Raw genomic sequence first — 26998 nt, 5'->3', positions numbered from 1 at the left:
CTCCGATGAATGGATCCACCGATGCGCAGCGGGTTTTCGATGCCGGAGTGCTGTCGCTCGGCATTCCCATCGACGGGTTGGAGACCGAACGCGACCTGCCGTACGCGGCGCTCGCGTTCCGCCGGGCCACTGAATACGACCCGGACATGTGCGATGCGTGGTTGGGCCGCGCAGCCACCGGTGACACCAGCCCCGAGGTCATCTACCACCTGTACCGAACCAGCACACTGTCGTTGTTCCGCGAGCAGCGCCGACTCGGTCTGCCGCAACGGTCCTTGAGTGGGCGCTTCCAGACCGGGCTGTACCTCGACTACCCGTTGAGCACCAAGACCGAGATGTGGCTTGCCTACGCGGCCAGCATGATCAGCACCAAGGATTTCGACGAGGCTGAGCAGGTGCTCGACAAGCTGGAGCAGACGGCGACCGCGCCGGACGGTGACACCGGCGAGATCTGTGCGTATATCCGTGGCGTACTGCACTTCACGACGCAGCGCTGGCCCGACGTACTGAGTGCGCTGAGCAGATCGGGATCGTTCACCGACAACTATATCGGCGCCGGTGCCGATCTGATGGTCGGATCGGCGTGCGCGCAGATGGGACTGTTCGGGGAGGGCATCCGCCGACTCGACCGGGCCATCGAGGGCCCGGTTCCGGGAGCGCGGCGGGCCGCGGAGTTCTGCAAGGGGCTGACCCTTCGGGAGATGGGCGAAGAGCAGGACGCCCGGGTGATCTTCGAACGGATCTACAGCGAGGACCCCGGATTCGAGGCGAACGCTGCTGCGTTGGCCGATCCCAAGTACCGGCTGGTGGTCACCTCGAAGGAGATCGTCGACTCGCGCGCCGACCGTTGGGACCCGGCCAGTGTGCCGTCGGCGGAGGACCTCCTGGCCGACGATCTGTCGGAGCGGGGCAACGAATACCTGCAAGCGGCACAGCAGGAGCTGGATCGCCAGATCGGCTTGTCAGACGTCAAACTCCAAGTCGCCAAACTGAAGTCAGCGGCGATGCTGGCAAAGGTCCGCGGGGACAAGGGGCTCAGTTCGGCGGCGCGCAGTCTGCACCTGGCGTTCACCGGCCCGCCCGGCACCGGCAAGACCACGATCGCCCGGGTGGTCGCACAGACCTATTGCGGTCTGGGGCTGCTGCGCACACCAAACATCGTGGAGGCCAAACGCCACGACTTCGTCGGCCAGCATCTCGGCAGCACCGCGATCAAGACCACCGCTCTGATTGACTCGGCGATGGACGGGGTGCTGTTCATCGACGAGGCCTACACGTTGATCCAGACCGGCTTGTCCGGCGGCGACGCCTTCGGCCGTGAGGCCGTCGACACCCTGCTGGCCCGCATGGAGAACGACCGCGACCGTCTCGTCGTGATCATCGCCGGCTACGACGCCGAGATCGATCGCTTCCTGGCCTCCAACGACGGTCTGGCGTCGCGGTTCACCAAACGAATCCGGTTCGGCTCCTACGGTCCGCACGAACTGGGGGACATCGGCAAGCTCGTCGCCCGCACCAGGGACTCCGAATTGTCGGAGGCCGCCTACGAAGAACTCGTCACCGCGTGCGTCACGCTGTGCCAGAGTGAGGCGCTCGACCAATCGGGACAATTGCGCCCCGGCATCGACCTGGCCGGCAACGGCCGGTTCGTGCGCAACGTGATCGAGGCCGCCGAAGAGGAACGCGAATACCGGCTCAGTGAGATCCACGGCATGAATCTGTCGGATCTCGACGAGGCGCAGCTGATGCGGATCGAACCGGTGGACATGCGGGCCGCACTCAAACAGGTGCTCGGCATGACGGCATCGAGTTGACCGGAGGGAAGTAGCCATGACCGACAGCGACGACAAGCGGTTGAGCGCCTGCCCGCCTGAACCGACTCCGTTCACCTCCATCAAGCCGCGGACCGCAGATGGTCAGCGCCCGTCGGTGGTGCCCAGCAACGGGGAACTCGGCCTGGTCCGTGCCGCGCCCACGCCGAAGTCAGGCTGGCGCAAGGCCGTGTACCGGGCCACCGGCATGAATCCTGGTGTCTCCGAACAGGAGTCAACCCACAAGACGCTCATGGATCGGGTCAACCAGCCGGTGGTCGGCGGGCCGTTCAACATCGCCTTGCTGTCCCAGAAGGGCGGGGTGGGTAAAACCACCACCACGGTTGGCTTGGGGGCCACCCTGGCCGCGACCCGCGGCGATCGCGTGATCGCGGTGGATGCCAACCCCGACTTCGGCACGCTCGCCCAGCGCGGACCCAACGAATGCAGTTCCACCGTGCGCGACGTGCTCCTCGACGACGGCATCTCGCGGTACTCCGACATCCGCCGCCATACCTCCCAAAGCACCAGCCGCCTGGAGATCTTGGCCTCCGAGCGCGACCCGGCCACCTCGGAGGCGTTCTCGGAGCACGACTATCGCGGTGTGCTGAGTGTGCTGCAGCGCTTCTACAACATCATCCTGACCGACTGCGGCACCGGGCTGGTGCACTCGGCGATGGCGGGAGTGCTGGATGTCGCGGATGCGATCGTGATCGTCGCATCGCCTGCCATCGACTCGGCACGTAGCGCTCTTGCGACGTTGGATTGGCTTGAGCGCAACGGCTATTCACATCTGGTACCGAAGGCGATAGTGGTGGTCAGCGCCTCGCGCCCGGGCGCACTGGGGCTCGACATGGGGCAGCTGTCCAACCATTTCCTGCCCAGGGTGCGGGCCCTGCACGTGGTTCCGTTCGACGATCACCTCGCCGAAGGTGCCGAGGTGGACCTCGGTTTCCTCAGCCGGCCGACCCGGCAGGCCTTCCTGGAGCTGGCCTCCACCGTCGCCGACCTCTTCTCGGTGGCGCCGCAGGTCAAGCGGCACGCCTGACGGCATTCACCGGTTGTGTCTGGCGATGACGATCTGCGGCAGGTTCAGCCCGCTGCGCAGCGTGAGCTCGATCGACGGGTCGGCGTGGCGGGCCAGGCTGCGCAAAGCCGACGGGCTGTAGCTGCGTAGCGAGCTGATGACCCCGTCGTGCACGAACGGCAGCACTCCGGCCATGGGCAGCATCGTTGCCAGGCGCAACAGGTGCAGCGGGGCGGGCGGCCGCGGGAGGTCGATGATCAGCAGCGTTTCGGCAACCCGGGTGCCCTCGGCGAACACCTGCGCAGCCTGCGCCGGGCGCAGATGGTGGAACGACAAGGCGAACAGGACGAGGTCGTAACTGCCGTCGGCGGCATCGATCTCGGTGGCGTCCATCTGGCGGACTTGGGCGCGGGGATGGCTGCCGAGGTCGGTCGCGGCGATGCGGGTCACTGATTCCGGATCGAGGTCCGTGACGGTGACATGCGCGGACGGATGGTCGGCCAGTAGCTGACGCGACACGCCGCCGTGCCCGGCGCCCAATTCCAGGATTCGCGGATCGGGCACGTCGGCAACCAGATCGAGCGCGATCGCGGCGAACCGCTGATGGTTCTTGAAGAGCCGGCCGGTCCAGTCCAGCGCGCCGATCACCTGGTCCTTGATCGAACTGTCCACATCGTCGCGGTCCAGATACTCCTCCCGATCCGTTTCCAGCAACCGGTCCAGGCACGACGCGCGGAACCCGCCCCGGGGCATCCGGTCGATATCAGAGGTGTCGATAGCCATGTAAGCCATGATGGACGTTTCGGCGGGCAGGAGCGAAGCGACTCGGGAAAGGAACACAGTGGCCGATTTTGTCGCTGCCATCGACCAGGGCACCACCAGCACCCGATGCATGATCTTCGATCACGCCGGCGCCGAGGTGGGTCGCCATCAGCTCGAGCACCAGCAGATCCTGCCCAAGGCCGGGTGGGTCGAACACAATCCGGTCGAGATCTGGGAACGCACCTCCGCGGCGATCATGACCGCGCTGAACAAGACCAACCTGGTGGCCGGGGACCTTGCCGCACTAGGCATCACCAACCAGCGGGAGACCACGCTGGTCTGGAACCGCCACACCGGCCGGCCGTACCACAACGCCATCGTCTGGCAGGACACCCGCACCGACCGCATCGCCGCGGCGCTGGACCGGGACGGCCGCGGCGACGTGATCCGCCGTAAGGCCGGACTGCCGCCCGCGACCTACTTCTCGGGCGGCAAGATCCAGTGGATCCTGGACAACGTCGAAGGAGTCCGGCGTGACGCGGAGAACGGCGACGCGATCTTCGGCACTGCCGACAGCTGGGTGAGCTGGAACCTCACCGGTGGCTATCGCGGCGGAGTGCACGTCACCGACGTCACCAACGCCAGCCGCACCATGCTGATGAACCTGGAAACGCTGGACTGGGACGACGAACTCTTGTCGTTCTTCTCGATTCCGCGGCAGATGCTGCCCGAGATCAAGCCATCGTCGTATCCGGCCGCATTCGGGACCACCCGCGACAACGGGCCGCTGGCCGGGGAGGTGCCGGTGACCGGCATCCTGGGCGACCAGCAGGCCGCCATGGTGGGGCAGGTGTGTCTGGAGCCCGGCGAGGCCAAGAACACCTACGGCACAGGCAATTTCCTGCTCCTCAACACCGGCGAGAAGATCGTGCGATCGGACAACGGGCTGCTGACCACGGTGTGCTACCAGTTCGGTGACTCGAAACCCGTTTATGCACTTGAGGGTTCGATTGCCGTGACCGGCTCAGCGGTGCAGTGGCTGCGCGATCAGCTGGGCATCATCAGCGGCGCGGCGCAGAGCGAGTCGCTGGCCCGGCAGGTGGCCGACAACGGCGGTGTGTACTTCGTGCCGGCGTTCTCCGGGTTGTTCGCTCCGTACTGGCGCTCCGATGCCCGGGGCGTCATCGTCGGGCTGTCCCGCTTCAACACCAACGCCCACCTGGCGCGGGCCACGCTGGAGGCGATCTGCTACCAGAGCCGCGACGTGGTGGAGGCCATGGAAGCCGATTCCGGTGTGCATCTTGAGGTTCTGAAGGTCGACGGCGGTATCACCGCCAACGCGCTGTGCATGCAGATCCAGGCCGATGTGTTGGGTGTCGACGTGGTCAAACCCGTGGTGGCCGAGACCACGGCGCTGGGCGCGGCGTATGCGGCCGGGCTCGCAGTGGGATTCTGGGAGAGCCTCGACGATCTACGGGCCAACTGGCAGGAAGGTCAGCGCTGGGGCCCACAGTGGGATGACGAACAGCGCTCCGGGGGTTATGCCGGTTGGCGCAAAGCCGTTTCGCGCACCCTGGACTGGGTCGAGATCGACTGACCTACTACCGCTGACACTTGGCGACGATCGCGTTGAACTCGTCGGAATACTGCGCGCCGAGAATTGCGTGCGTGGCCTTGTCCTTATTGCGGACAGCGTCGGTGATCTGCCCGGCGAGCTCGCCCATTCGCTGGGCGCGCGGCGCCATCTCGCCGTCGGTCACCTGGTCGGCCGCCTCGCGGATCAGTTTCGACCAGTTCTCGTAGTCGCCCACCGTCGGTCCCTGATTGGTGTCGAACGCAGGCATGATCGCGCCCGAGCTCGCGCGGGTGTAGTCCACCAGTAGCTGGGCCTGCCGGCAGCCCTTGTTCCCCGTGTACGTCAGTGCGGTGACCCCCACGATCACCAGGACCGCGCACGCGGCGGCGGCCGTCGCGATCGCAATGTTGCGGGGCTCGGCATCGGGGACGCGTCGCCGCCACATCACATGGGCGACGATGACGGCAGCCACGCCAACCACCGCCATGATGATGGCTTCGCGCAGGTCCCCGGCGCCGACACCGGATGCCGAGCCGACCGCTCCCATCGTCGCGGCGGCGGCGAGCAGGACCAGAAGCCACTGCCAGATACCGCGCCGGCGCTCGTAGGCGTCGACGTCACGGAATTGGAGTCCGATGACCGCGCCGGCCGCGGTCAGGACTGCGACGACGGCCGGCGCGATGATCGTGAAGAGGCTGCTCACGAGGGCAGCCTACGGGCTCCTACTCCTCGCCGAGGATCTGGTAGATCTCACGGCGGGCGGTGTTGACGGCGTCGAGGATGCGTTGCCGCTGGTCCTCGCTGGCGGTGAAGCTCGACTGACCGACGGCGGCCATCAGTTGGCTGGCGGCCGCGTGCAGGTTGGCTGCGCCGGGATCGACATCGTCAGCGATCTGAGCCCACGGCGGGGTTTCGATCCGGGCCGCGGCCTGCCGGCCCTCTTCGGTCAGTTCAAAGGTCTTCTTGCTGCCGTCGGATTCGGCCGGGACGATCAGTCCCTCATCGACCAGCAGTTGCAGCGTCGGGTACACCGAGCCGGGGCTGGGCTTCCACAGGTTGTTGCTGCGGGCGGCGATCTCCTGCGTCATCTCGTAACCGTGCATGGGCCGTTCGGCCAGCAGGGTGAGGATGGCCGCGCGGACGTCACCGCGCCGGCCGCGTCGTCCGCCGCGGCCACGATGCCCGCCGAAAGGTCCGCCCAGATTGCCGAATCCGAAGCCGACGCCGCCGCGCGGGTCGAAACCGGGTCCGAAGCCTGGGCCACCGAAACCGGTCTGACAGGTGGCATCGGCGCCTTGCTCGCGTACCGCGTGGGCCTGGGCGCGCATCTGCTCGCGCAGGTCGCGGCGCGCGGCACGCGCCTGGTGGAACATGAGGCGTGCCTCTTCTCGGCCGAAAGGAACGAAGCCGAAGCCGCCGTTTGGTGAATTGAATGGGTTGGTCATTGGAGTGAGTCCTTCGTTGTCGTGGAGGAGCGCCGAACGCGCTTCCGATGCGTCAACGATATATCGGGATCTATCGGTTGTCGATAGTCTTTTTGAGCCAATGCGCCCACTCGGCTTGCATGGTGTTGAAGCGCAGCCCGTACTCCAGGGCCGCGTGCCCGTACCGGTCCTCGTCGGTGTCGGCCCAGGAAATGGATGCTTCCAGTTCTTTGAGCCGCGCCACCTCGGATTCGGCCTGGGTGGCCAGTGTCGTGAGATGGTCGAGCGCCTGGTCGCGGGGCAATTCGCCGAGCAGGAACACCCGCAGTAGTCCGGCGCTGCGCTCGGGCGGATCGTCGGCCGGATTGGCGATCCAGCGCTCCAGTTCGGTGCGGCCGGCGGGGGTCACGCGGTACTCCTTGCGGCCGCGGGGGCCGATGGCCGAGACCTCGATGAAGCCGCTGTCTGCCAGCTTGTTGAGCTCACCATAAAGCTGGCTCTGGGTGGCGGGCCAGACGTTCGCCATCGATTTCTCGAACCGCTTGAGCAGGTCGTACCCGCTGCCGGGGTGCTGTGCCAACAGGCCAAGTGCCGCGATGCGCAGACTCATGCGGCGAGTCTACATTTCACTATTGACATGTCAGTTATGGAATGTCACCGTGGGGTGCATGACTTCAGCCCTGCCCATCGGCGAAACCGACTTCTTCCGGCGCGGCAACTACGCCCCCGTCGCCGACGAACTCACCGAATACGACCTCCCCGTCGAAGGCGCCATCCCGGCCGAACTCCACGGCTGGTATCTGCGCAACGGACCCAACCCGCGCCAGGCCGGAGATCACTGGTTCACCGGCGACGGCATGATCCACGGCATCCGCATCGAAAACGGCGCGGCCAAGTGGTACCGCAACCGCTGGGTGCGCACCGACAGCTTCATCAAGGACTTCCCGCTGTACAACAAGGACGGCACCCGCAACCTGCGCTCAGCCGTCGCCAACACCCACGTGGTCAACCATGCGGGTAAGACCCTGGCGCTGGTGGAATCCTCACTGCCCTACGAGATCACCAATGACCTGGAAACCTTGGGCGCCTACGACTTCGGCGGCAAGCTCGTCGACTCGATGACCGCGCACCCCAAGATCTGTCCGACGACGGGTGAGCTGCACTTCTTCTCCTACGGCAGCATCTTCGAGCCGTACGTCACCTATCACCGTGCCGACGCCGGTGGTGAGCTGACCATCAATCAGCCGGTAGATGTCAAGGCGCACACCATGATGCATGACTTCGCGATGACTGCGGACCACGTTGTGTTCATGGACCTACCGGTGGTGTTCGACCTTGATATCGCGGTCAAGGGCGAAAGCGACATGCCCTACCGCTGGAGCGATGACTACGGCGCCCGGTTCGGCGTGCTGCGCCGGGATGATCCCGACGCGCCCATCCGGTGGTTCGACATCGACCCGTGCTACGTGTTCCACGTCGTCAATGCCCACGATGAGGGTAAATCGATTGTGCTGCAGGCGGTTCGCTATCCCGAGCTGTGGCGCGACAACGGCGGGTTCGACGTCGAGGGTGTGCTGTGGGAATGGCGGATCGACCTGAGCGCCGGGACGGTACGCGAACGTCGGCTCGATGACCTCGGGGTGGAGTTCCCGCGCATCGACGACCGCCTGGCGGGTCTGCCCGCCCGGTACTCGGTGTCCGTCGCGGACAACGCCTGGATCCGTTACGACCTGACCACCGGCGCCGGAGTGCGGCACGAACTCGGATCCGGAGGACCGGGGGAAGCCGTGTTCGTTCCTGGCGCGGGTCCGGCCGACGAGAGCAACGGTTGGTATCTGGGCTACGTTTACAACCCCGAGCGCGACGGCAGCGATCTCGTGATCCTGGATGCGTCGGACTTCGGCGGGAAGCCGGTCGCCACCATCAAACTGCCGCAACGCGTGCCCTACGGGTTCCACGGGAACTGGATAGGCGCCTAGTCAGAGGCAGTTTTGAGGCCCTAGTCCGCAGTGTGTCCGCAGGAGGACTGAGCGCCGCCGTCAGCAGCTCACCCGCGGCCTTCCTGGTTCGGTCGGAAGCGTCGGGCCACAGGTGCCCGTACGTGCCCAGAGTCTCCACAGCGGAGGCATGGCCGAGCGCCCGCTGCACGGTGACGACGTCGCATCCAGGCGGGTGGGGGTGGGACCGACGCGACTCCTCGGTGTCCATCCACCAGGTCGTAGCAGGAACCCTGGCGCTGCTCGGCGCCACCTACGCGGGCGACAACTCCACCGGCGAAGCGTTCTTCCTGTAATCGCCGATATCCCGGCCTTCATGTGTTGCCGGTCAGAGCGGGAACGTGATGTACGGAACCGGACTGTCAACGATCATCGGGATACCGACAGGTGTCCGTCGCGTGACTTCGCCGATGCGCTTGATCGCGAGCTTCCTTTTTCTGTAGTCAGCATCTGTCGGCCCCCAAAACATCCGTGGCTGCGACATATCAATGATTTCCCGATCCGACTCGACGGCCGCGTAGTACCGCTCCAGCAGCTCCTGCCCGTCCCTGTAGCGAATATCGTCCTGTAGGCCGAGATACGCAGTCATGAAATTGGGCGGTAACGCCTCGGGGTCGGGGTTGGGCACCTGTAAGACCATCAGCCCGAAGTCGCTGAACCCCATGACCGCGGCGAGGCTGCCCCGCTTCCCGCCTGGGTTGATCTTGCTGTCCTTCCCCATGCGGGCGGTCTTCTCCCGGAGGAAAGGACAGACGATCGCCGAGTACAAGGCGCAGGACAGGTGGAGTGGGCCAGCCAGATCGTGTGAATGCTCTCTCTGATTCATGCGAATCTCGGCGGCATCCCCTTGCGAGAAGCCTCGATAGACGTTGTGGCCCTTCGGCATCGGATACCCACATAGCGCGCATGCTCGATGCATTGCGAGGGCGATCGTCCGGTCCATGTCGAACTTGCTGAACATTGGCTGGCCGTCGACCCAGCCCGCTTCAGCGAGCACGTAGAAGCCGCGTTCGTCTTTCGGCAAGCCTTCAAACCATGGCGGTGGTGTTGGAGTCTGCGTGTTCATGGCCCCCTCGAATGCGGCGCCGCCGTTTGACGCCCGGAGCAAGAGAGTAATTGACGCACCCGAAGGATCTGACTGAATCCCCTTGATCTGGATCGTCGGTCACATTCACAACCGTCTGGGCCCCGCTTGTAGCGCAGGGGTGCCGACGCCCGCCCCGGACGCGGCTATCGATCGAGCTGGCTCAGGAACTCGGTTGCCAGCGATACCCAGCCGTGCAGTGGTACATCGGTTCCGATCATCTGCATCGCGTGTTCGAGGTCGTCAGGGTTGTCGCTATCCCAATCATCGCTGCGTTGGTGGATGACGAGCTTCGGACCTGTCCACTCCCAATAGAGCGGGGTTACTTTCTTCTTCTTGGTGGCTTCGGATAGCACCCAGAAAGCGTCCTTGCCTTTGCTTAAGTCGCTGTTGACCTGGGAAAAGTGGGCGCGGTATTCGGCCGGCCAGTCGCGCCATGCGTGCTCGAACGCGAGGTCGACTCGAGTTTTTTGGTGATCGAATTCGGATCGTCTGAGCACGCGCAGTCCTAGTGCGATTCCTTGCGAGACTGCGTTGCGTTGATGCGCTGGCGTGAGTTTCCGAACCATGGGTCTTGATGGTAGGACGCGCTCAAGCGGCTGCACCAAATTGAGACTCTGCACGCGAGTGAGCGATAGCATCCGAGATGGACAATCAGGGGGCGTAATGACCGATCCGAACCAGCCATCGGCTGACGTTAGCCAGCAAGAGGCGGCTCCAGACACCGGTCCCGAGCCGCCCCCGCATCGTCCACCGCCTGAGTACGACACGGTGTTCAACCACCGGCTACCAAAAGACACCGAGACCCGTTGACGGGTCGTGGTGGCCAATTGGGCAGATCAGGGCAAGCAGTACGCCGCGTTCGTTGAAGCCGAACTGAAGGCTGAGTACGACAGACGGGCCTCGGTGAACAGCCGAGCGGCCGGGGCCCTCACCGCGTCGACAGGCTTAGTGACCCTCGTTCTCGGAGTTTTCGCTGTGCTCGTGGGTAAAGATTTTGTGCTCACCGGTCACGCCCGCGGGGCTCTAGCCGTCGCCCTCGGCTCACTTCTCCTTGCTGCTGCATGTGCCGTAATCGCTGCGCTCCCCTGGAAATCCACGGTGCCCAGCCCTGAGTATCTTCAGTCGCTCATCGATGATCATTGGCAAGTCAGCGAGGTTGCCGCCAGGAACATCACGTCGAACTCCAATGTCGGCGTGATCCGCAGATTGCGATCGGGGACGGACATAAAGTTCAAATTTCTGATCGCTTCGAGTGCCTTTCAGCTTGCTGCAACCGGTGCGCTTGTCCTGTGCACCCTGCTTGTCGTCTGATCCTCGCAACTCAAATTGCCGTTTTGGCAAGCCTAGTCCGCAGTGCGTCCGCAGGAGCTTCACAAACCGCCGTTTGCCACCAACGCGACCAACGTGATTGACCAGCCATTGCCAACGTGGTCAACCGCAACCAACGTTGCCAAACTGCCTGGATTGGGTTCCACGGGAACTGGATCAGCGCCTAATGTGTGCGGATGGCCGTGAAGTGGCTCGATTCTCCCGAGGAGCACGACTATGACGCCGCCGCCGACTATCTCAGCCTGATCGCCCAGGCTTCCGCCGTGACGGACACGGTGGCGGCGCTGAAGAAGGCGGAGGTGGTGTACCGCAAGGCAAAAGACATCCTGCGGGCCGCCGGGCTGCCGTTGCTGCCGGAAACCAATGCACATGTCCGCGCGGACCTGTCCAAGATCAGTTCGGGCAAGGCGCTGTCACCGATCCTGTTGGTGCGCGGCGAGGTGGCCGGCAACGTGCCGCTACAAATTGCCGACGGCTATCACCGGGTGTGCGCGAGCTACGTCACCGATGAGAACACCCCGATACCGTGTCAGCTGGTGTCGTGGCAGGCATGACGCGCTGACGTGGCCGGGTTCGGGTTCGACACGCTGGCCCTGGTCGCCGTCGTCGGCCTGACCGGACCGGCACTGGCCGCCGTCCCACGGCTGCGGCTCCCGGTGGTTATCGGCGAGTTGATCGTCGGGATCGTATTCGGCAGAACCGGATTCGGCGTCCTCGACCATTCCGACCCCACCTTCACGCTGCTGGCCAACATCGGCTTCGCCCTGGTGATGTTCGTCGTCGGCACCCACGTGCCGGTCCGCGACACCGCGCTGCGCAAGGACATCCCGAAGGCGATGCTGCGCGCACTGCTGGTGGGTGCGGTAGCCGCGGTGCTCGGCGTGGTGACCGCCGGGGTGTTCGGCACCGGACACGCGGCCCTGTACGCCGTGGTGATGGCGTCGTCGTCGGCCGCGCTGGCGCTACCGGTCGTCGACAGTCTGCGCCTGCAGGGGCCGAACGTGCTGTCGGTGACCGCGCAGATCGCCATTGCCGATGCGGCATCGATTGTGCTGCTGCCCTTGGTGATCGACATCCAGCGGGCGCCGCGGGCAGCACTCGGAGCGCTGGCCATCGCCGGCTGCGCGGTGGTGCTGTTCGTCGTGCTGCGCGCCGCGAACGCCCGCGGGCTCCGCAAGCGACTGCACCGCTATTCCGAGGACCACAAGTTCGCTCTGGAATTGCGGCTGAGTCTGGTCGTGTTGTTCGGTCTGTCGGCGCTGGCCATCACCACGCACGTGTCGATCATGCTGGCCGGGTTCGCACTTGGGCTGGTGGTGTCGGCGATCGGCGAGCCGCGCCGGCTGGCCAGACAACTGTTCGGGGTCACCGAGGGCTTCTTCGGTCCACTGTTTTTCGTGTGGCTCGGTGCCTCGCTGCAGGTTCGCGAACTCGCCGACAAACCCGAATTCATCGCGCTCGGTATGGTTCTGGGTCTGGGATCGGTGCTGGCCCATCTGGCCGGCCGGCTGTTGGGCCAGCCCGTGGTGCTGGCGGTGTTCTCCGCGGCGCAGCTTGGTGTCCCGGTCGCGGCCGCCACCCTGGGTACCGAGCAGCACCTGCTGGCCCCCGGGGATCCGTCGGCGCTGATGCTCGGGGCGCTGGTGACCATCGCGACCACCTCGATCGCCGGGGTGCTCGCGGCGCGGGTCAACCAGCCTGCGCCCGATGTTCATTCGGGCTGACCCCGTAGGACCGCTTGAACGCGCTGCTCAACGCGAACGGTGTCGAGTAGCCGACCTGCCGGGCCACGGCGGCGATCGTGGCCTCGCTGCCGCGCAGCAGGTCGGCCGCCAGCGCCAGGCGCCAGCCGGTGAGGAACGCGATCGGCGGTTCGCCGACCTGATCGGTGAACCTGCGGGCGAACACCGCACGCGAACATCCAACCGCTGCAGCAAGATTGCCCACGGTCCAGGGATATGCCGGATTGTTGTAGATCAACTTGAGGGCGGGTCCGACGACGGGACCCTGTTCGGCCTGCCACCACGACGGAGCATTGCCGTCTCGGTCGAACCAGGTGCGCAGCACGCCGATCAGCAGGAGGTCGAGGAGACGGTCGAGGTAGGCCTCCTGCCCAGGTCCGTCGCGGCCGGCCTCGACGGACAGCAGATCGATCAGCGGGGTGTCCCACTCGTCCGCTCGCAGCACCAACACCGCCGGCAGCGCGTCGAGCAGGCGCGCACTGACCTCGCTGCGGCCTTCATAGGCGCACACGATCGACTCCGCGGCACCCGTGGTGCTGTTGCCCCAGCTGCGTAGCCCGAGCGACATCTCGAAATGCAGATCCTCGCCGGACAGCGTGGTGCATTGCTGTCCGGGATTGATGACGATGCTCGGCGGCGTGGCCGGATTGTCAGCGAATACGTAGTTCTCGGTGCCGCGGGTGAGCGCCACATCGCCCGGGCCGAGCCGAAACGTGCCACTGTCGTCGCCGACGATCACCGCGTCGCCACGGGTCTGGCAGATCAGGGCAAGCGGGGCCTCGTCACGGATGGCGAGTGACCACGGCGGATCCATTCGCAGCCGCAACACGAACGCGCCGCGGGCACGTACGCCGTCGAGCAGTCCGACCAGGGCGTCCACGACCGTAGAGTAGCGCTCAACCGGGCTTGCGCGCCTCGATCAGGTGGCGCGACGAGTGCGCGACGAACGAACCGTCGGCCTGGATCTGCCGGTGCAGCTCCGCGAGCCGGTCGAGGTAGGTGTCCACCGTGAAGCCGGGCACGATCCAGATGACCTTGCGCAGGAAGTACACCACCGCGCCGACATCGAAGAACTCCACCCGCAGCCGCTCGGCACGCAGGTCGACGATGTCGAGGCCGGCGGTCCGCGCGGCGGCGGACTCGATTTCCGGGTCACGGGCCCTCCGAGCCTCTGGCTGTGGCCCGAGAAAGAACTCGGTCAGCTCGAAAACGCTTGCCGGGCCGACGTGTTGGGCCAGGTAGGTACCGCCCGGGGTCAACACGCGGGCGATTTCGTCCCACCACACGGTGGCCGGGTGCCGGCTGAGCACCAGATCGAATGCCGCGTCGGCGAACGGCAGCGGCGGCTCGTCGGGATCGGCGACCACGACGACGCCGCGGGGTCCCAGCAGCCGGGTCGCGCGGTCGAGGTTGGGTGGCCAGGATTCGGTGGCCGCCATGGCCGGTGGGAACGTCGCCGTGCCGGCGAGAACCTCACCGCCGCCGGTCTGGATGTCCAGCGCCGAGGACACCGTCGTCAATCTCTGGCTCATCAAGCGCTGATAGCCCCACGAGGGCCGGGCCTCGGTGGCCCGGCCCTCCAACCACGAGAAGTCCCAGCCCTCCACCGGCGCCGCATCAGCCTCGGCCACCAACTCGTCGAACGTCACGGATCCATCTTGACAGTGCGGGGCGAGCGAGACGATTGCGTATGGAATCGGGATTCTTGGCGATGGAACGTCTCACCTCGGCGTCGTTGACTGAAGCCATGAGCATCAGCCCCGTCGTCGTCCTCACCGCAGCCGCAGCACTCGGCAGTGCCGCCGCCGGTGGAATCTTCTACGCGTTCTCCACTTTCGTGATGCGCGGCCTCGACCGCACCGGCCCGGTCGACGCCGTCACCGCCATGCGCGGCATGAACGCCGAAGCCAACACCAACGCACCGTTCCTGCTGTTCCTGTTGGGCTCGGCGATGCTGTCGGTGATCGTCGGCGTGATCGCGGTGGCGCAGATCGGCCGGCCGGGCAGTTGGTATCTGCTGGCCGGCGCGATCTTCGGCGTCCTCGGCGTGGTGGTCACCATGGCGTTCAACGTGCCGCTCAACAACCACCTCGACCAGATCGACCTGGCCGATGCGGCCGCCGAATGGCAGGCCTACTTCACCACCTGGACCGCGTGGAACCACGTGCGCACCGCATCGGGGTTCATCGGCGCCGTGCTGCTGTTGATAGGTCTGCGTTACCGCTGAGCCTGCCTGCGGAACGCGGCCGCCACGATCCCGGCCGCCGCCAGCGCCAGCGTCGCCGCGATGATCGCCGTCGGCGCGATGCCGGAGTCGAACGCCAGGCGCGCCGAATCCAGCAGGCGCTGCGCGATTTCGGCGGGAAGATCAGCGGCCACCGAGGTGGCGCCGCCGATGCTCTCACCGGCATCGGCCGCCTGCGTCGGGCTCAACCCGACCGGTAGCGCAATGTTGTTGCGGTAGAACGCAGTGAAGATGGTGCCGAGCGTCGCGGTGCCCACGACGGCGCCCAACTCGTAGGCGGTCTCCGAGACTGCCGACGCCGCACCGGCTTTGGCGGCCGGTACCGAGGCGACGATGGTGTCGTTGGACACTGTCTGCGACACCCCGACGCCGAACTCCAGCACCACGAACGACACGATGATCGCCACCACCGTCAGGTCGTGCCGGAACGCCAGGATCATCAGGAAGCCGAGCGCGACGAAGATCAACCCGGTGGTCATCAACGCCTGCGGCGAGAACCGCTTGGCAGCCTGCACCACCGCGATGCCGGCGATCATCGACACCAGGGCGCCGGGCAGGGTCACCAGGCCGGCCGCCAACGGGGACAGCCCGAGCACCAGCTGCAGGTGCTGCGAGATGAAGAAGATGAAGCCGATCAACCCCACGATGGACAGGAAGTTCGCCAGGATCGACGAGCTGAAGGGTGCGTAGGAGAACAGCCCGAGGTCGAGCATCGGGGTGGCACTTCGCTTCTGCCGACGGACGAACAGCGCACCCGACGCGACGCCCACCACAAAGGCCAGTCCGACCAGCACTGACAGCCCGTCGTGGGCGGCGGTCTTGATCGCCCACACGATCGGCAGCAAGGCGGTGAAGGACAGCGCCACGCTGGCCAGATCCAGCGGACCCGGATTGGGGTCACGGGATTCCGGTACCAGCTTGGGGCCCAGGATCAGCAGCGGCAGCAGGATTGGCACCGCCACGAGAAACACCGAGCCCCAATGGAAATGCTGTAGCAGCGCGCCGCCGACAATCGGGCCGAGGGTCGATCCAGCGGTGAAGCAGGACGCCCAGATCGCGATGGCCAGCCGGCGCGCGGAGGCCTCGGTGAAAATGTTGCGGATCAGCGACAGCGTCGAGGGCATCAACATGGCGCCGAAAACGCCCAGCACTGCGCGGGCCAGCACCAGGTACTGAGCGCTGGGTGCGAAGGCGGCCGCCACCGACACCACCGCGAAACCCGTGGCGCCGATCAGCAGCATCCGGCGCCGGCCCAACCGGTCGCCGAGGCTGCCCATGGCGACCAGTAGTGCGGCCAGCACGAGTGAGTAGACGTCGACGATCCACAGCTGGGTGGATGCCGCGGGCCGGAAATCCTCGGCGATCGCCGGCAGGGCGAACGCCAGCACAGTGTTGTCGACTGCGATCAGGATGACCGGAAGGGCCAGCACGGCGAGTGCCAGCCAGGCGCGTTTGGGCGTCGGTGTCACCGACGGCGAGCCGTCGAGGCGGGTGGACATGGGGCGTGGCTCCAAGGACTCAAGAAGAGGGGCTCAGCCGCGCGGGAATTGGATGGTGCCCGCGGTGAGGCTGGTCATGATGGCGTCGACGATCTGATGGCGGGGGGTGCCGTCCTGCTTGGCGGCTTCATAGCCGGCCAGCAGTAGCGCCCAGAACACCCGCCGGGCCCATCCTGGGGGATATTCGGGCCTGTCGACAGAGGCCCGGTTGAGCACCTCGACGATCGCCTCGTCGCCGGTGTCCAGATAGGCCGCCAACTCAGGGTCGGCCAGGATCGTCGGCTCGCTGTAGACGAACAGCACGATCGGGCCCAGGTCGAGTTGGCTTTCCACGACTCGGCGCAGCGCCGCATCGGCGGGACCGTGCATCGGATCCGCGCGGTCGATCTCGGCGTTGCTGAGCTCGTGGACGTGCCGGGCCAGGGCGCGCAGAAGATCGGTGCGCTCCGCGTAGTACCGGTGGACGGTACTGCGGCCGACGTCGGCGGCGGTGGCGATATCGCTGAGCGAAGCCGTCGCATTGTCGGCCAGGACCGTCATCGCGGCATCGAGAATCGCCTTGCGGGTGCGCTCACGCGGCCCGCTGTGCGTCGATACCGAACTGGTCATGAATCGAAATGTAGCACGAACGAGCCAAAATGGGACAGTGATGTCCCACACATTAGCTGGGCGGGGTGAACCCACTGGTCGGAGGTGGTGACGGATAGGCCGGGTACTGCGTGGGGTAGGGCATCGGTTGGGTCTGCGGCATCAGCCGGGCCAGTGCGCGACGGTGCCGCTCGGCGAGCACCGCGGCCAGCACGTACTCGACCGGCGCGCCCGGCGGCGGCGGGGGTGAGATACGCGAGGCCACCTCGGCGAAGATCCGGTGCCGCATCTCATGGCGTATCCGCGGATCGAGTTGGGCCGAGCGGGACAGGAACTGCCTGGCCAGTTCGGCCTGCTCGGGGCCGAGCCCGGACAGTTCCAGCGAGGCGGCCCACCAGGCCAGCGCCGGTGGCATGACCGGCGGCGGGTTCAGCCTGGGCCCACGCTCGCTGATCACCACGGTGCCGGCGAAGATGTCGCCGAGGCGTTTGCCCTTGGCCGACACCAGGCTGCAGATCACCGCGGGCCCACCGGTGAGCATCCAGATCTCGATGAACCCGGCCAGCCCGCGGAACAGGGCCTGGCGGAAACGTTCCGGGCCGCCGTCGTCGGCCACCACCCGTAGCCCCAACGCCATCTTGCCCAGCGACCGGCCACGGGTCGCGGTCTCCATCACCACCGGATAACCCACCAGGGTCAGCACCGTGAAGATGATCAGGATCGCCGCCGACAGCGCCTCGTCGAGCTGGCTCAGCGTGATCGACCACAACACGAGCCCCGCCACGTAGCCGACGGCGATCACCAGAATGTCGATCAATGCGGCCAGCGTGCGCACCGGCAACTGGGCGATCGCCACGTCGAGGACGACGGCGTCCCCGGTCACCACCGGTGCGGGCTGCCCAACCATAACGACACACGCTACCGACTACGCTTTGCCACGTGGATGTCGATGCGTTCGTCGTGGCCCATCGCCCCACCTGGGACCGGTTGGAGCAGTTGGTAAAACGACGCCGACGGTTGACCGGCGCCGAGGTAGATGAGCTCGTCGACCTCTATCAGCGGGTCTCCACGCACCTGTCGATGGTGCGATCGGCCTCGCAGGATTCGGTTCTGGTGGGGCGGCTGTCCGGGCTGGTGGCCCGGGCCCGTGCCGCGGTGACTGGTGCGCACGCCCCGCTCTGGCGCGAGTTCGTCCGGTTCTGGACCGTGTCCTTCCCGGTGGTGGCCTACCGGTCCTGGCGCTGGTGGCTGGGATCCGCAGTGGCGTTCTTCATCGTGACCGTGGCCCTGGCGCTGTGGGTGTCGGGCAACCCGGATGTGCACGCGGCCATCGGAACCCCCAGCGAGGTCGACGAATTGGTCAACCATGACTTCGCGTCGTACTACAGCGAGCACCCCGCCGCTTCATTTGCCCTGCAGGTGTGGGTCAACAACTCGTGGGTGGCCGCGCAGTGCATCGCCTTCGCGATCCTGCTCGGTCTGCCCATCCCGTACATCCTGTTCCAGAACGCGGCCAACCTCGGCGTGATCGCCGGACTGATGTTCAGCGCGGGCAAAGGCGATCTGTTCCTGGGGCTGATCACCCCGCACGGACTGCTGGAGATGACCGCCGTGTTCCTGGCCGCCGCAGTGGGGATGCGGCTCGGCTGGACGGTTATCGCGCCCGGTGACCGACCCCGGGCACAGGCGCTCGCCGAACAGGGCCGGGCGGTGGTGGCGGCCGCGATCGGGCTTGCCGTCGTCCTGCTGATATCCGGTCTGATCGAGGCCCTGGTGACCCCGTCGCCGTTACCCACCTGGATGCGGATCGGCATCGGCGTGGCCGCCGAACTTGCCTTCCTGGGTTATGTGTTCCACTTCGGGCGCAAGGCCGTACGGGCCGGGGAGAGTGGCGACCTCGAGGATGCCCCCGACGTGGTGCCGACGGGCTGATTCCCTTGCGCGAGCAGACGCAAAACCGCCCGTTTTCGGGGCAAATTGGGCAGTTTTATGTCTGCTCGCGCAAGGAAACTAGAGCTTTCCGGCCGCCTTCATCGCCAGGTAGTGGTCGGCCAGGGCCGGCGCCAGATCCTCGGGCCGGGCATCGACCACATCGACGCCGTGCCCGCGCAGCCGCGACGCGATGGCTCGGCGGTCGTTGCGGGCCCGTTCGGCAGCCGCGGCGTCGTAGATCTGCGCGGCATCGGAACGGCCCGCCGCCAACTGGTCCACCCGCGGATCGGACACGGCGGCCAGCAGGACCTGATGGCGCGCGGACAGTAGCGGCAGCACCGTCATCAACCCCTCGTCGAGCGCCGAGGCGTTCAGATCGGTCAGCAGCACCACCAGCGCCCGGCCCCGCACCCGGCGCGCGACCGCCGAAACCATCGCGGTCGCATCGGATTCCACCAGCGCAGGCTGTAACGGTGCCATCGCCGCGACCAGCGCGGCCAGCAGTTCGGTTCGCGAGGCACCCCACACCCCGGCGCGCGTCACCCGGTCGATGGCCAGGAAGTCGACGTGATCGCCGGCGCGGGCCGCCAGCGCCGCCAGCAGCAGTGCCGCGTCCATCGACCAGTCCAGCCGCGGCCACCCGCCTGGATCCAGCGCGGTCGGATCCACCCCGACCCGCCCCGCGGATGTGCGTCCGGTGTCGAGCACGATCACCACCCGCCGGTCGCGCTCCGGGCGCCAGGTACGCACCACCACATCGGCCCGCCGGGCCGTGGCGCGCCAGTCGATCGAGCGAACGTCGTCGCCGACGACATATTCACGCAGCGAGTCGAACTCGGTGCCCTGACCGCGGATCAGCACCGGGATCGCACCGTCCAACTGCCGCAGCCTGGCCAGCCGAGACGGCAGGTGCTTGCGGGACAGGAACGGCGGCAGGACCCGCACCTGGCCGGGCAGTTGCTGCGAGCGTTGGCGTCCGGCCAGCCCAAGCGGCCCGATCGAACGCACCGTGACCAGCTCGCAGTGCTGATCGCCGCGGCGCACCGGGTGTAACCGGGTGGTCAGGGAAATCTTTTGTCCCACAGCGATATTCACCCGGTGTTTGCGCGGCTGTGCCGATGCGCTCGGCGGCCAGGCATCGCGAACCGCGCCACGCACTCGGCGTCGTCCGGTATTGGTCACGGTGAGCGCGGCGTCGACGGTCTGGCCCAGGCGGGTGGTCGACTCGCCGCCGCGGACGATCTGCAACCCGCCGATGCGGCCGGCGAGCGCGACATCGACTACCACGGCCACGGCCAACAGCACCGCCAGCGCAGCGAAAGCCGTTGCCGGCCATGGGGCCAACGCGATCGGCAGCACGCACACCAGTGCCACCAGACCCGCGCGGCCGGTGAGAACCATCAGCGCGGCACCGGGACCGCGGCCAGGATGCCGTCCAGCACTCCGTCGGGGGTGGCGCCTTCGAGTTCGGCCTCCGGACGCAGCGCTACCCGGTGACGCAGCGTGGACCTGGCCATCGCCTTGACGTCGTCAGGGGTGACGTAGTTGCGGCCGGACAGCCAGGCCCAGGACCGTGCCGTGGCCAGCAGGGCAGTCGCACCGCGCGGTGACACGCCGAGTTGCAGCGACGGGGAACGCCGGGTGGCCCCGACGATGTCGACGATGTAGCCCAGCACCTCGTCACCGGCCAACACCTGGCGCACCGCCTCGCGCCCGGCCGCCAGCTCGGCGGCCCCAGCCACCGGCCGCACGGCCGACAGGTCACGCGGATCGAAGCCCTTCGCGTGCCGGCTCAGGATCGCGATCTCCTGATCCCGCGGCGGCAACGGCACGGTGAGCTTCAGCAGGAAGCGGTCCAGCTGGGCCTCGGGCAGCTGATACGTGCCCTCGTATTCGATCGGGTTCTGGGTGGCTGCCACGATGAACGGGTCAGGCAGCGGCCGGGGTGTGCCGTCGACGCTGACCTGGCGCTCCTCCATCGCCTCCAGAAGTGCCGCCTGGGTTTTCGGTGGCGTCCGGTTGATCTCATCGGCCAGCAGCAGGTTGGTGAACACCGGGCCGGCGCGGAACTCGAACTCGGCCGTGCGCGCGTCGTACACCAGGGAGCCGGTGACGTCGCCGGGCATCAGGTCCGGCGTGAACTGCACGCGCTTGAACTCCAACTGAAGGGCCGCCGCCAGGGTGCGCACCAGCAGGGTCTTGGCCACCCCGGGCACCCCCTCCAGCAGCACGTGCCCGCGGCACAGCAGCGCGACCACCAGTCCACTGATCACCGCATCCTGACCGACCACCACCTTGGCGATCTCATTGCGCAGGGCCATCAGGGCTTCACGGGCCGAATCGGAGCCGGCATTCTCTGGGTGGGGCTGAGTCACGACTGCGCGACCTGCCTTTCGATGTCGTCGAGTTGTTGTGCGAGATGGACGAGTTCAGCGTCAGTCGCAGGCGGTGGGCCGAACAGGATGTGGCCGGCCGTGTTGGAGGCGGCGCCGCAGCGCGCGGCGACGGCGGCAGCGACGGCCTGCGGTGCCGCGGCGGAGGTCAGGCCGAGCCTCGGCAACAGGCGGCCCAACGCCGCGGTGCGTAACGCGTCGGCTGCGCGGTCACGCGCGCGGCGGGAGCGGTACAACCGTCCACGTCCCTCGACGGTCTCCGAGGCGCGGACCACCACCGGCAGGGATTCGGCGACCAGCGGGCCGAGACGTCGCGCCTGCGCCACCGCCAGCAGTGCGACCACCAGACACAGCTGCAGGACGATCCACCGGACCTGCGGCGGCATCAGATCCGACAGGGTGCCGCCTCCGGTCGACTCGGCCTCGAAATGCTGTGGCGCATACCAGATGATCCGTGGCGCGGCCCCGGACAGATTCATCGCCAATGCCGCGTTGCCCTCTTTGAGCAGGCGCGAGTTCGTCATGAAGGAGCCGGTGCCGACCACCGTGACGGTGCGCTGCCCGTCGTGGTAGCGGACCACCGCGCCGTCGTAGCACGACGTCAGCGCTGTACCGTCGGCCGCGGTGTAGGTATCAGTGGTGCCCAGCTGCGTCGTTCCGGCCCGGTTGGCCTCGGGCAGTTCACAATCCGGCTCGCCGCCGCCGAACTCCGTCGGCTTGTCGAGCCGGATCTGCGGGGCCAGCTTCTGCCGGGTGAGCCCGGACGGCGCGATCAGCAGCAGGTCGCCCGGGATGTCGGTCAGCCGGTCAACGGTCTTGTCGCTGGACAGAAACATCGTCTGCGCCACCACCAGCAGGGTGCCGGGCCGGGCGGCCCGTCGCACCTCGTCGACATCGGCCGCAGTGATCACCTCGACACCGTGATCCCGCAACAAACTGACCAACGCGTGCGTCCCCTCCGGCGACGTCGACTCGGGATCCATCGCGCCGCCCGGTCGCGGTGCGGTCAGATACACCGTCACCACGGCCACCGCGACGATGACAGCGAACGTCAGCAGCACCCAGCGCGCCGTACGGAAGCGTTGTTTGACCGATTCGGCACTCATCGTGCCCGAGCCTCGTCGAGGGCCGCGATCTGCCGGTAGGCCGTTTCGGTACCCGGTTGCTCTCCGTAGGTGACGTCGTTGAAGGTGGTTGCCGCACTGAATAATCCGGCCGACAGGCCCGGTAGGGCTGTCGCGGCGTCGCGGGCGAGTTCGGTGGCAGTACGGCCCGGGACCGCGTCGAGAACCCCGGCTTCTTCAAGGTGGCGGGCCAGTGCGCGGACCCGGTGGCGAATCGCGGACGACCAATCACCTTGTGCGGCAAATTTTTCGGCGATCGAGCGGTGCTGTGCGGCGCTGAGCTCCTCGCTGCCGAACAGGGCGTGGTCCGCACTGCGCGCAGTACGCATGGTGCGCCGTGCGATCCGCACCGCCACTACGACGGCCACCACGAGCAGGATGGCCAGCACTGAGATGGTGAACCATCCACCGGGGATCGTGGAGCCTGCGGCGGTGATCCGGTACAGCAGATCCTTGAGCCACTCACCGATCTGATCGGTCGGTGACGCCCGCGGATAGATCGGCTTGGTCAGCTCGTTCTGCGCGGCGTCGTGCGCGGCGTCACGGTCGATGTCGATGTTTGTCACCTCAGAGGTACCGCTGCAGCCATAGTTGGTCGGCAGCTTCCACCGGTGCACCCGCACCCGTCTGCAACATCAGGTCGAACGCCTCGGCGCGGAACCGCCGGTCGGCGTAGAGCAGGACCACCACACCCGCGCTGAACGGTGCGGTGACGATCTGCCCGATCGCGGCGCCGACGGCACTGAGGATCAGCGCCGGCACCGTGGGACCCTCGGCGACCATCGACATGATCTGCCCGGCCACGTTGAACGGCGCGCCCACACCCCAGGCGATCACCGAGGCCACGATCGTGGCCAGCACCCAGATGCCGAAGACGCGCCAGAAGTCCTTGTTCACCAACGTAAATGACCGTTTGACCGCATCGACGATGCCGCGCTGTTCCAGCACGATCACCGCGGGGGCGAACAGCAGAACCGTCGACGCATAGAGCACACCGACCAGCGCGAGCAGCACCAGAGGCGCCCCGACAGCGAACGCCGCCAGCCCGCCGCCGATCGCGCCCGCACCGGCAATCATGACCGCGACGCCCCCGGCGGCGACGACCAGGGCCAGGGCCTGCAGCACCGTCAACCCGATCAGAGCCGGTAACCGACCGCGCACCCGCCGCCAGGCCTCGCCGACGGTGATGGTCCCCCCGAACACCGAGCGCCCGATCACCACCGTGAGCATGCCGCTGAGCAGTAGCGAGGCAAGCGTCGTGACGACGATGCCGACGAACGCGCCGGTGGCGAACACCGCGAGAGTCCCGGGCGACGGTGCCTCACCCTGCACCGTCGAGTCGAATTCGCCGAGGGCCGACAGCGGCCCGACTTGCAGTGCGAGCGTGATGATCTGCGACGCCAGAACGACCACGGTGGCCAGACCCAGCGTCGCTTTCGGATTGGTGCGCACGTAGGCGACGGCGCCGTTGAAGATGTCGGTCAGGCTCAACGGGCGAAGCGGGATGACACTCCCCATATACAGCCGACCGCTCGTCATCCATTCACCGTAGTTCCCGTCAGCAACTACGGTGGACCCCATGCCGATCGAGATCATCGTGCGTGGGTCTTTTTCCGCTTTTCAGCCGCCCGAACGTGCGACGGTCCATGCGACGCTCGGCTACGAGGGCCCGGCGATCGAACCGGAGTACGAGCGGGTGGTCCGTGATCTGGACACCGTGAAATCCACGATCACCCCGCTGCACCAGCCCGATTCCGGCCCGGTCACGTGGTGGTCCACCGGCCAGGTGCGCACCTGGGCCAACCGGCCCTGGAACAACGAGGGCAAGCAATTGCCGCTGGTGCACCATGCCAGCGTCGACATCCAGGTCAAGTTCAGCGATTTCACCGCGCTGTCGCGATGGGTCGGCCGCCATGTCACCGAAACCGGCGGATTTTCGTTGTCGCGGATCGAATGGGCCCTGACCACCGAGCATCGCGATGAGCTCGTCGCCCAGGTACACACCCGCGCCGTGCAGGATGCCGTCACCCGGGCCCAGCGCTACTCCGATGCCCTGGCCCTCGGTCGGGTGCGGCCGGTGGCGATCGGCGACGCCGGGATGTTGAGCCGCTCGCCCGAGGATTCGTCGTCCCCGCGGATGATGCGCGCGATGGCCATGTCCCCAGGCGGTGGGGCACCTGAACTGGATTTCGCCCCCGCCGATATCGAGGTCTCGGTGTCGGTCGATGCGAAATTCGTGGCGGGCGAGAACTGATCGCAGCTAGGTTGACGCTATGGCCGACCTCAAGGACAAGCTGCGCGCGGATCTGACCGGCGCGATGAAGTCGCAGGACAAACTGCGCACCGCCACCCTGCGCATGGTGCTGGCCGCGATCCAGAGCGAAGAGGTCTCGGGTAAACAAGCCCGGGAACTGTCCGACGCCGAGGTGATCGCGGTGCTGGCCCGGGAATCCAAGAAACGCGGCGAGGCGGCCGAGATCTACACCCAGAACGGCCGGGGTGAATTGGCAGCCAACGAGCACGCCGAGGCCCGGATCATCGACGAGTACCTGCCCACCCCGCTGACCGACGCCGAGTTGGCCGACGTCGCCGACACCGCCATCGCACAGGTCGCCGAGCAGATCGGGGAACGGCCCGGTATGCGTCAGATGGGCCAGGTGATGAAGGCTGCCACGGCCATTGCCGCGGGCAAGGCCGACGGTGCGCGGTTGTCAGCGGCGGTCAAGGCGCGACTGTAGGGCCCTCCAGGGAGTTTGAGGCGGTCGGCGTCGGGTACCTCAAGTGCATGCCAACCGGTAAGGGGATCTACGACGAACAGCATCGCGACGACGAGCACGGTGGCAGGCGTGATGCGGCAGACCAGCCCGACCGGGCCAAGAAGGTTCCGGAGGACACCCCGGACGTCGACACCACCGAGAGCACCAGCCAGGAACCGCCGGACTGAGCGTTACTCGGCATCGCGTCCGATCCGGCTGCGCCGGTACGCGACGCGTCGGACGTCGGCCAACCAATCGGGCGTCAGGCGGACCCCGTCGGCGGTGTGCAGCGCGGGGTCGAACGAGACGTCGCGGCTGTGCGGCAGCTTCTCGCGTAGCGACAGCCGGGCAACCGGTTCGAACTCACCGGCAGCAGGGGATTGTTCGACGTCGAATTGAACCCCACCACATTCCAACTGCCGGTTCACACTGTCCAAGCACAGTCCCGCACCGTCGAACTCAGTGCTGAGCCGGACGCGCAGCCACCACAGCGCGCCGTCGAATCGCAGCGGCATCACGCTGGAGAACGTGATCCCGGCCCAGGAATTGGCCGGCCACAACACAAATCGATTGCCCGCCAGCGTGGAGGCCAACAGCACGTCCCACGGTGTACCGGACAGTTGCGGTGGCATCCGCCAGGCCAGGCCGGCGATGTCGGGCACCGAATCCGGTGTGCCGATGCCCTTCGACAATCTTCCGACGACCTCGCACGAGTAGAGGGGCAGGCCCCGGCCGGCGGGTGCGGTCCGCTCAAGGCTGCCGCGCGCGAGCACGCCGCTCGGGTGGAACAGCCGCCGGTGGCGTACCGCCGCACCCAGCTCGACCGGCCAGGATGCGACATCGGAGATCTTCATGCCCACCGACTGCCCGCCGAGGGGGCATTGCAAACGCGCCGGGCTAGATGCGCCAGAGCGCTTCCTGGGTGACGCTGGCGATCAGCGTGGCGTCGGCGTCGTAGAGGGAACCGACCGCCAGACCCCGCGAGTCGTTGTGGTTGGCCGGCTGGATCTCGTAGCGATGCCACCGCTCCGGGTGGAACGGGCGGTGGAACCAGATGGAGTGGTCCAGGCTGGCCGCGAAGCCGAGATCAGACCGCAGCCGGACATCCGGCGGCAGCGCCGAGGGCACCGGACCGAGATCGGACATGAATGTCAGCGTGCAGGCGCGGATCAGCGGATCGTCCTCGATCGGCGTGCTGGCCCTGACCCAGAACGGCGGGATCGCGAACTCCGAGGCGTCGTCGTGGGTGGTGCGCAGTTCGAACTTGTCCCCGAAATCCAGCACCTCGGCCTTGGGGACCGCTGCGTCGAGCTCCAGCACCGGCGGCGCTTCGGGGAACCAGTCGAGACCCGGTTCGGCGTGGTGGAACGACGCGATCATCTCCAGGATCACCGCGCCGCCCTGGCTGGCGGTGACATGGCGGGTGGCGAACGCGCGTCCGTCGCGGCTGCGGTCGACGTGGAACTCGACGTCGGCGTCGTAGCGGCCGCCGCGGACGAAGTAGGCGTGTAGCGATTGCGGGAGTTTGCCGTCGTCGATCGTGGCGCCGGCCGCCGCCAGCGACTGAGCCGCGATCAGGCCGCCGAACAACCGCTCGACCGCACCTCGGCGGGGCTCACGAATGCAGAAGTCATCGCCGTGGCGATCGAACTGCAACAGTTGGGCGATCCAGCTCAGCGCGGCCATCGGCCGAGGCTATCAACTGC

The 26998-nt window shown here is 66.9% G+C and carries 30 protein-coding genes and 1 pseudogene; 13 read left to right on the top strand and 18 right to left on the bottom strand.

Translation table 11 applies throughout. The features are described 5' to 3' along the window. Window positions 1–5 precede the first annotated feature (5 nt). Together eccA and HBE63_RS23230 are read left to right on the top strand one after the other, a co-directional pair. On the top strand, window positions 6–1814 hold the full coding sequence (eccA, locus tag HBE63_RS23235; protein ID WP_166906841.1) for a type VII secretion AAA-ATPase EccA: 1809 nt from the start codon (window positions 6–8) through the stop codon (window positions 1812–1814). A gap of 55 nt (window positions 1815–1869) precedes the next feature. Beyond that, window positions 1870–2859: pseudogene (locus HBE63_RS23230) on the top strand (MinD/ParA family protein); the annotation flags it as partial. Between the two features lie 6 nt (window positions 2860–2865). Here the strand turns inward: HBE63_RS23230 and HBE63_RS23225 are convergent. Beyond that, window positions 2866–3630, bottom strand: coding sequence for a class I SAM-dependent methyltransferase (locus tag HBE63_RS23225; RefSeq protein ID WP_166906840.1), 765 nt, complete (start codon window positions 3628–3630; stop codon window positions 2866–2868). Between the two features lies 1 nt (window position 3631). Here HBE63_RS23225 and glpK point away from each other — a divergent pair, with 1 nt between their 5' ends. Next, the gene (gene glpK, locus HBE63_RS23220; RefSeq protein ID WP_166910112.1) at window positions 3632–5197 is read left to right on the top strand and encodes a glycerol kinase GlpK; all 1566 of its coding nucleotides are present in this window, start codon (window positions 3632–3634) and stop codon (window positions 5195–5197) included. A 4-nt stretch (window positions 5198–5201) separates the two neighbouring features. Here the strand turns inward: glpK and HBE63_RS23215 are convergent, their stop codons facing one another. From HBE63_RS23215 to HBE63_RS23205, 3 genes are all read right to left on the bottom strand, one after another. After that, window positions 5202–5879: a hypothetical protein gene (locus HBE63_RS23215; RefSeq protein WP_166906839.1), complete on the bottom strand. Its 678-nt coding sequence runs from the start codon at window positions 5877–5879 to the stop codon at window positions 5202–5204. 19 nt (window positions 5880–5898) lie between these two features. Further along, window positions 5899–6621 carry a PadR family transcriptional regulator gene (locus HBE63_RS23210; protein WP_166906838.1) on the bottom strand — a complete coding sequence of 241 codons (723 nt, stop codon included), beginning with the start codon at window positions 6619–6621 and terminating at the stop codon, window positions 5899–5901. A 70-nt stretch (window positions 6622–6691) separates the two neighbouring features. Continuing rightward, on the bottom strand, window positions 6692–7210 hold the full coding sequence (locus HBE63_RS23205) for a PadR family transcriptional regulator (RefSeq protein WP_166906837.1): 519 nt from the start codon (window positions 7208–7210) through the stop codon (window positions 6692–6694). A 58-nt stretch (window positions 7211–7268) separates the two neighbouring features. Between HBE63_RS23205 and HBE63_RS23200 the strand changes: the two genes are divergently transcribed. After that, window positions 7269–8579 carry a carotenoid oxygenase family protein gene (locus HBE63_RS23200; protein ID WP_166906836.1) on the top strand — a complete coding sequence of 437 codons (1311 nt, stop codon included), beginning with the start codon at window positions 7269–7271 and terminating at the stop codon, window positions 8577–8579. Between the two features lie 122 nt (window positions 8580–8701). After that, window positions 8702–8893 (top strand): hypothetical protein, encoded by a 192-nt coding sequence (locus tag HBE63_RS23195; RefSeq protein WP_166902204.1) that lies wholly within the window; start codon window positions 8702–8704, stop codon window positions 8891–8893. 32 nt (window positions 8894–8925) lie between these two features. Here the strand turns inward: HBE63_RS23195 and HBE63_RS23190 are convergent, their stop codons facing one another. Beyond that, the gene (locus tag HBE63_RS23190; protein WP_166906835.1) at window positions 8926–9663 is read right to left on the bottom strand and encodes a hypothetical protein; all 738 of its coding nucleotides are present in this window, start codon (window positions 9661–9663) and stop codon (window positions 8926–8928) included. A gap of 164 nt (window positions 9664–9827) precedes the next feature. Further along, window positions 9828–10250: a hypothetical protein gene (locus HBE63_RS23185; RefSeq protein WP_166906834.1), complete on the bottom strand. Its 423-nt coding sequence runs from the start codon at window positions 10248–10250 to the stop codon at window positions 9828–9830. Between the two features lie 253 nt (window positions 10251–10503). On the opposite strand from HBE63_RS23185, the gene HBE63_RS23180 reads away from it, so the two are divergent. From HBE63_RS23180 to HBE63_RS23170, 3 genes are all read left to right on the top strand, one after another. Beyond that, the gene (locus HBE63_RS23180; protein ID WP_166906833.1) at window positions 10504–10995 is read left to right on the top strand and encodes a hypothetical protein; all 492 of its coding nucleotides are present in this window, start codon (window positions 10504–10506) and stop codon (window positions 10993–10995) included. Window positions 10996–11189: 194 nt separating this feature from the next. Further along, the gene (locus HBE63_RS23175; RefSeq protein WP_166906832.1) at window positions 11190–11567 is read left to right on the top strand and encodes a hypothetical protein; all 378 of its coding nucleotides are present in this window, start codon (window positions 11190–11192) and stop codon (window positions 11565–11567) included. A 9-nt stretch (window positions 11568–11576) separates the two neighbouring features. Beyond that, window positions 11577–12737, top strand: a complete 1161-nt coding sequence (locus tag HBE63_RS23170) for a cation:proton antiporter (RefSeq protein WP_166906831.1) — start codon at window positions 11577–11579, stop codon at window positions 12735–12737. On the opposite strand, the gene HBE63_RS23165 is transcribed toward HBE63_RS23170, so the two are convergent. Beyond that, the gene (locus HBE63_RS23165) at window positions 12703–13635 is read right to left on the bottom strand and encodes an AraC family transcriptional regulator (protein WP_166906830.1); all 933 of its coding nucleotides are present in this window, start codon (window positions 13633–13635) and stop codon (window positions 12703–12705) included. The two genes, HBE63_RS23170 and HBE63_RS23165, sit on opposite strands and share 35 nt — an antisense overlap. Window positions 13636–13651: 16 nt before the next feature. Next, entirely contained in the window at window positions 13652–14404 is a 753-nt protein-coding gene (locus HBE63_RS23160; protein ID WP_166906829.1) for a class I SAM-dependent methyltransferase, read from the bottom strand. Between the two features lie 41 nt (window positions 14405–14445). On the opposite strand from HBE63_RS23160, the gene HBE63_RS23155 reads away from it, so the two are divergent. Then, window positions 14446–14982, top strand: a complete 537-nt coding sequence (locus HBE63_RS23155) for a DUF1772 domain-containing protein (RefSeq protein ID WP_243858237.1) — start codon at window positions 14446–14448, stop codon at window positions 14980–14982. On the opposite strand, the gene lfrA is transcribed toward HBE63_RS23155, so the two are convergent. The 3 genes from lfrA to HBE63_RS23140 are packed head-to-tail and all read right to left on the bottom strand — an operon-like array spanning window position 14973 to window position 17994. Further along, window positions 14973–16499: an efflux MFS transporter LfrA gene (gene lfrA / locus HBE63_RS23150; RefSeq protein WP_166906828.1), complete on the bottom strand. Its 1527-nt coding sequence runs from the start codon at window positions 16497–16499 to the stop codon at window positions 14973–14975. The genes HBE63_RS23155 and lfrA overlap by 10 nt on opposite strands. Window positions 16500–16532: 33 nt before the next feature. Then, window positions 16533–17108 carry a TetR/AcrR family transcriptional regulator gene (locus HBE63_RS23145; protein ID WP_166906827.1) on the bottom strand — a complete coding sequence of 192 codons (576 nt, stop codon included), beginning with the start codon at window positions 17106–17108 and terminating at the stop codon, window positions 16533–16535. A 52-nt stretch (window positions 17109–17160) separates the two neighbouring features. Beyond that, window positions 17161–17994 (bottom strand): RDD family protein, encoded by an 834-nt coding sequence (locus HBE63_RS23140; protein WP_166906826.1) that lies wholly within the window; start codon window positions 17992–17994, stop codon window positions 17161–17163. Between the two features lie 32 nt (window positions 17995–18026). On the opposite strand from HBE63_RS23140, the gene HBE63_RS23135 reads away from it, so the two are divergent. Next, window positions 18027–19019, top strand: coding sequence for a stage II sporulation protein M (locus tag HBE63_RS23135; protein WP_166906825.1), 993 nt, complete (start codon window positions 18027–18029; stop codon window positions 19017–19019). Between the two features lie 78 nt (window positions 19020–19097). Here the strand turns inward: HBE63_RS23135 and HBE63_RS23130 are convergent, their stop codons facing one another. From HBE63_RS23130 to HBE63_RS23110, 5 genes are read right to left on the bottom strand one after another with little or no spacing between them, the layout of a single operon-like run. Then, window positions 19098–20420 carry a DUF58 domain-containing protein gene (locus HBE63_RS23130; protein ID WP_166906824.1) on the bottom strand — a complete coding sequence of 441 codons (1323 nt, stop codon included), beginning with the start codon at window positions 20418–20420 and terminating at the stop codon, window positions 19098–19100. Continuing rightward, complete coding sequence (locus tag HBE63_RS23125; RefSeq protein WP_166910108.1) at window positions 20420–21340, bottom strand: MoxR family ATPase; 921 nt, start codon at window positions 21338–21340, stop codon at window positions 20420–20422. Before HBE63_RS23125 ends, HBE63_RS23130 begins: the two co-directional genes overlap by 1 nt. 50 nt (window positions 21341–21390) lie before the next feature. After that, window positions 21391–22518: a DUF4350 domain-containing protein gene (locus HBE63_RS23120; protein WP_166906823.1), complete on the bottom strand. Its 1128-nt coding sequence runs from the start codon at window positions 22516–22518 to the stop codon at window positions 21391–21393. After that, a complete protein-coding gene (locus HBE63_RS23115; RefSeq protein ID WP_166906822.1) occupies window positions 22515–23102 on the bottom strand; it encodes a DUF4129 domain-containing protein in 588 nt (195 codons plus the stop codon). The genes HBE63_RS23120 and HBE63_RS23115 overlap by 4 nt, the downstream gene beginning before the upstream one ends. Window position 23103: 1 nt before the next feature. Then, entirely contained in the window at window positions 23104–24075 is a 972-nt protein-coding gene (locus HBE63_RS23110) for a hypothetical protein (protein ID WP_243858235.1), read from the bottom strand. Between the two features lie 40 nt (window positions 24076–24115). Between HBE63_RS23110 and HBE63_RS23105 the strand changes: the two genes are divergently transcribed. Genes HBE63_RS23105 through HBE63_RS23095 form a run of 3 tightly spaced genes read left to right on the top strand, consistent with a single transcriptional unit; the run spans window position 24116 to window position 25480 of the window. Further along, window positions 24116–24790, top strand: coding sequence for an SIMPL domain-containing protein (locus tag HBE63_RS23105; protein WP_166906821.1), 675 nt, complete (start codon window positions 24116–24118; stop codon window positions 24788–24790). A 19-nt stretch (window positions 24791–24809) separates the two neighbouring features. Further along, window positions 24810–25274 (top strand): GatB/YqeY domain-containing protein, encoded by a 465-nt coding sequence (locus HBE63_RS23100; RefSeq protein WP_166906820.1) that lies wholly within the window; start codon window positions 24810–24812, stop codon window positions 25272–25274. A gap of 47 nt (window positions 25275–25321) precedes the next feature. Beyond that, a complete protein-coding gene (locus HBE63_RS23095) occupies window positions 25322–25480 on the top strand; it encodes a hypothetical protein (RefSeq protein ID WP_166906819.1) in 159 nt (52 codons plus the stop codon). A gap of 3 nt (window positions 25481–25483) precedes the next feature. On the opposite strand, the gene HBE63_RS23090 is transcribed toward HBE63_RS23095, so the two are convergent. Together HBE63_RS23090 and HBE63_RS23085 are read right to left on the bottom strand one after the other, a co-directional pair. Then, entirely contained in the window at window positions 25484–26146 is a 663-nt protein-coding gene (locus HBE63_RS23090; RefSeq protein ID WP_166906818.1) for a phosphodiesterase, read from the bottom strand. A gap of 43 nt (window positions 26147–26189) precedes the next feature. Continuing rightward, entirely contained in the window at window positions 26190–26978 is a 789-nt protein-coding gene (locus tag HBE63_RS23085; protein WP_166906817.1) for an acyl-CoA thioesterase II, read from the bottom strand. Window positions 26979–26998: the final 20 nt, after the last annotated feature.

Source organism: Mycobacterium sp. DL440, assembly GCF_011745145.1.
Lineage (GTDB): Bacteria > Actinomycetota > Actinomycetes > Mycobacteriales > Mycobacteriaceae > Mycobacterium.
This window is presented reverse-complemented; position numbering and strand designations above follow the sequence as displayed.

Excerpts from the sequence above, each read along its gene's own strand:
- HBE63_RS23100 (WP_166906820.1), top strand. The coding sequence starts at position 24,810 with ATGGCCGACCTCAAGGACAAGCTGCGCGCGGATCTGACCGGCGCGATG.
- HBE63_RS23085 (WP_166906817.1), bottom strand. The coding sequence starts at position 26,978 with ATGGCCGCGCTGAGCTGGATCGCCCAACTGTTGCAGTTCGATCGCCAC.
- HBE63_RS23200 (WP_166906836.1), top strand. The coding sequence starts at position 7,269 with ATGACTTCAGCCCTGCCCATCGGCGAAACCGACTTCTTCCGGCGCGGC.
- glpK (WP_166910112.1), top strand. The coding sequence starts at position 3,632 with ATGGACGTTTCGGCGGGCAGGAGCGAAGCGACTCGGGAAAGGAACACA.
- HBE63_RS23090 (WP_166906818.1), bottom strand. The coding sequence starts at position 26,146 with ATGAAGATCTCCGATGTCGCATCCTGGCCGGTCGAGCTGGGTGCGGCG.
- HBE63_RS23125 (WP_166910108.1), bottom strand. The coding sequence starts at position 21,340 with ATGGCCCTGCGCAATGAGATCGCCAAGGTGGTGGTCGGTCAGGATGCG.
- HBE63_RS23185 (WP_166906834.1), bottom strand. The coding sequence starts at position 10,250 with ATGGTTCGGAAACTCACGCCAGCGCATCAACGCAACGCAGTCTCGCAA.
- HBE63_RS23130 (WP_166906824.1), bottom strand. The coding sequence starts at position 20,420 with ATGGTTCTCACCGGCCGCGCGGGTCTGGTGGCACTGGTGTGCGTGCTG.
- HBE63_RS23210 (WP_166906838.1), bottom strand. The coding sequence starts at position 6,621 with ATGACCAACCCATTCAATTCACCAAACGGCGGCTTCGGCTTCGTTCCT.
- HBE63_RS23105 (WP_166906821.1), top strand. The coding sequence starts at position 24,116 with ATGCCGATCGAGATCATCGTGCGTGGGTCTTTTTCCGCTTTTCAGCCG.
- HBE63_RS23190 (WP_166906835.1), bottom strand. The coding sequence starts at position 9,663 with ATGAACACGCAGACTCCAACACCACCGCCATGGTTTGAAGGCTTGCCG.
- HBE63_RS23205 (WP_166906837.1), bottom strand. The coding sequence starts at position 7,210 with ATGAGTCTGCGCATCGCGGCACTTGGCCTGTTGGCACAGCACCCCGGC.
- HBE63_RS23145 (WP_166906827.1), bottom strand. The coding sequence starts at position 17,108 with ATGACCAGTTCGGTATCGACGCACAGCGGGCCGCGTGAGCGCACCCGC.
- HBE63_RS23175 (WP_166906832.1), top strand. The coding sequence starts at position 11,190 with ATGGCCGTGAAGTGGCTCGATTCTCCCGAGGAGCACGACTATGACGCC.
- lfrA (WP_166906828.1), bottom strand. The coding sequence starts at position 16,499 with ATGTCCACCCGCCTCGACGGCTCGCCGTCGGTGACACCGACGCCCAAA.
- eccA (WP_166906841.1), top strand. The coding sequence starts at position 6 with ATGAATGGATCCACCGATGCGCAGCGGGTTTTCGATGCCGGAGTGCTG.
- HBE63_RS23120 (WP_166906823.1), bottom strand. The coding sequence starts at position 22,518 with ATGAGTGCCGAATCGGTCAAACAACGCTTCCGTACGGCGCGCTGGGTG.
- HBE63_RS23110 (WP_243858235.1), bottom strand. The coding sequence starts at position 24,075 with ATGACGAGCGGTCGGCTGTATATGGGGAGTGTCATCCCGCTTCGCCCG.
- HBE63_RS23225 (WP_166906840.1), bottom strand. The coding sequence starts at position 3,630 with ATGGCTTACATGGCTATCGACACCTCTGATATCGACCGGATGCCCCGG.
- HBE63_RS23140 (WP_166906826.1), bottom strand. The coding sequence starts at position 17,994 with ATGGTTGGGCAGCCCGCACCGGTGGTGACCGGGGACGCCGTCGTCCTC.
- HBE63_RS23155 (WP_243858237.1), top strand. The coding sequence starts at position 14,446 with ATGGAATCGGGATTCTTGGCGATGGAACGTCTCACCTCGGCGTCGTTG.
- HBE63_RS23095 (WP_166906819.1), top strand. The coding sequence starts at position 25,322 with ATGCCAACCGGTAAGGGGATCTACGACGAACAGCATCGCGACGACGAG.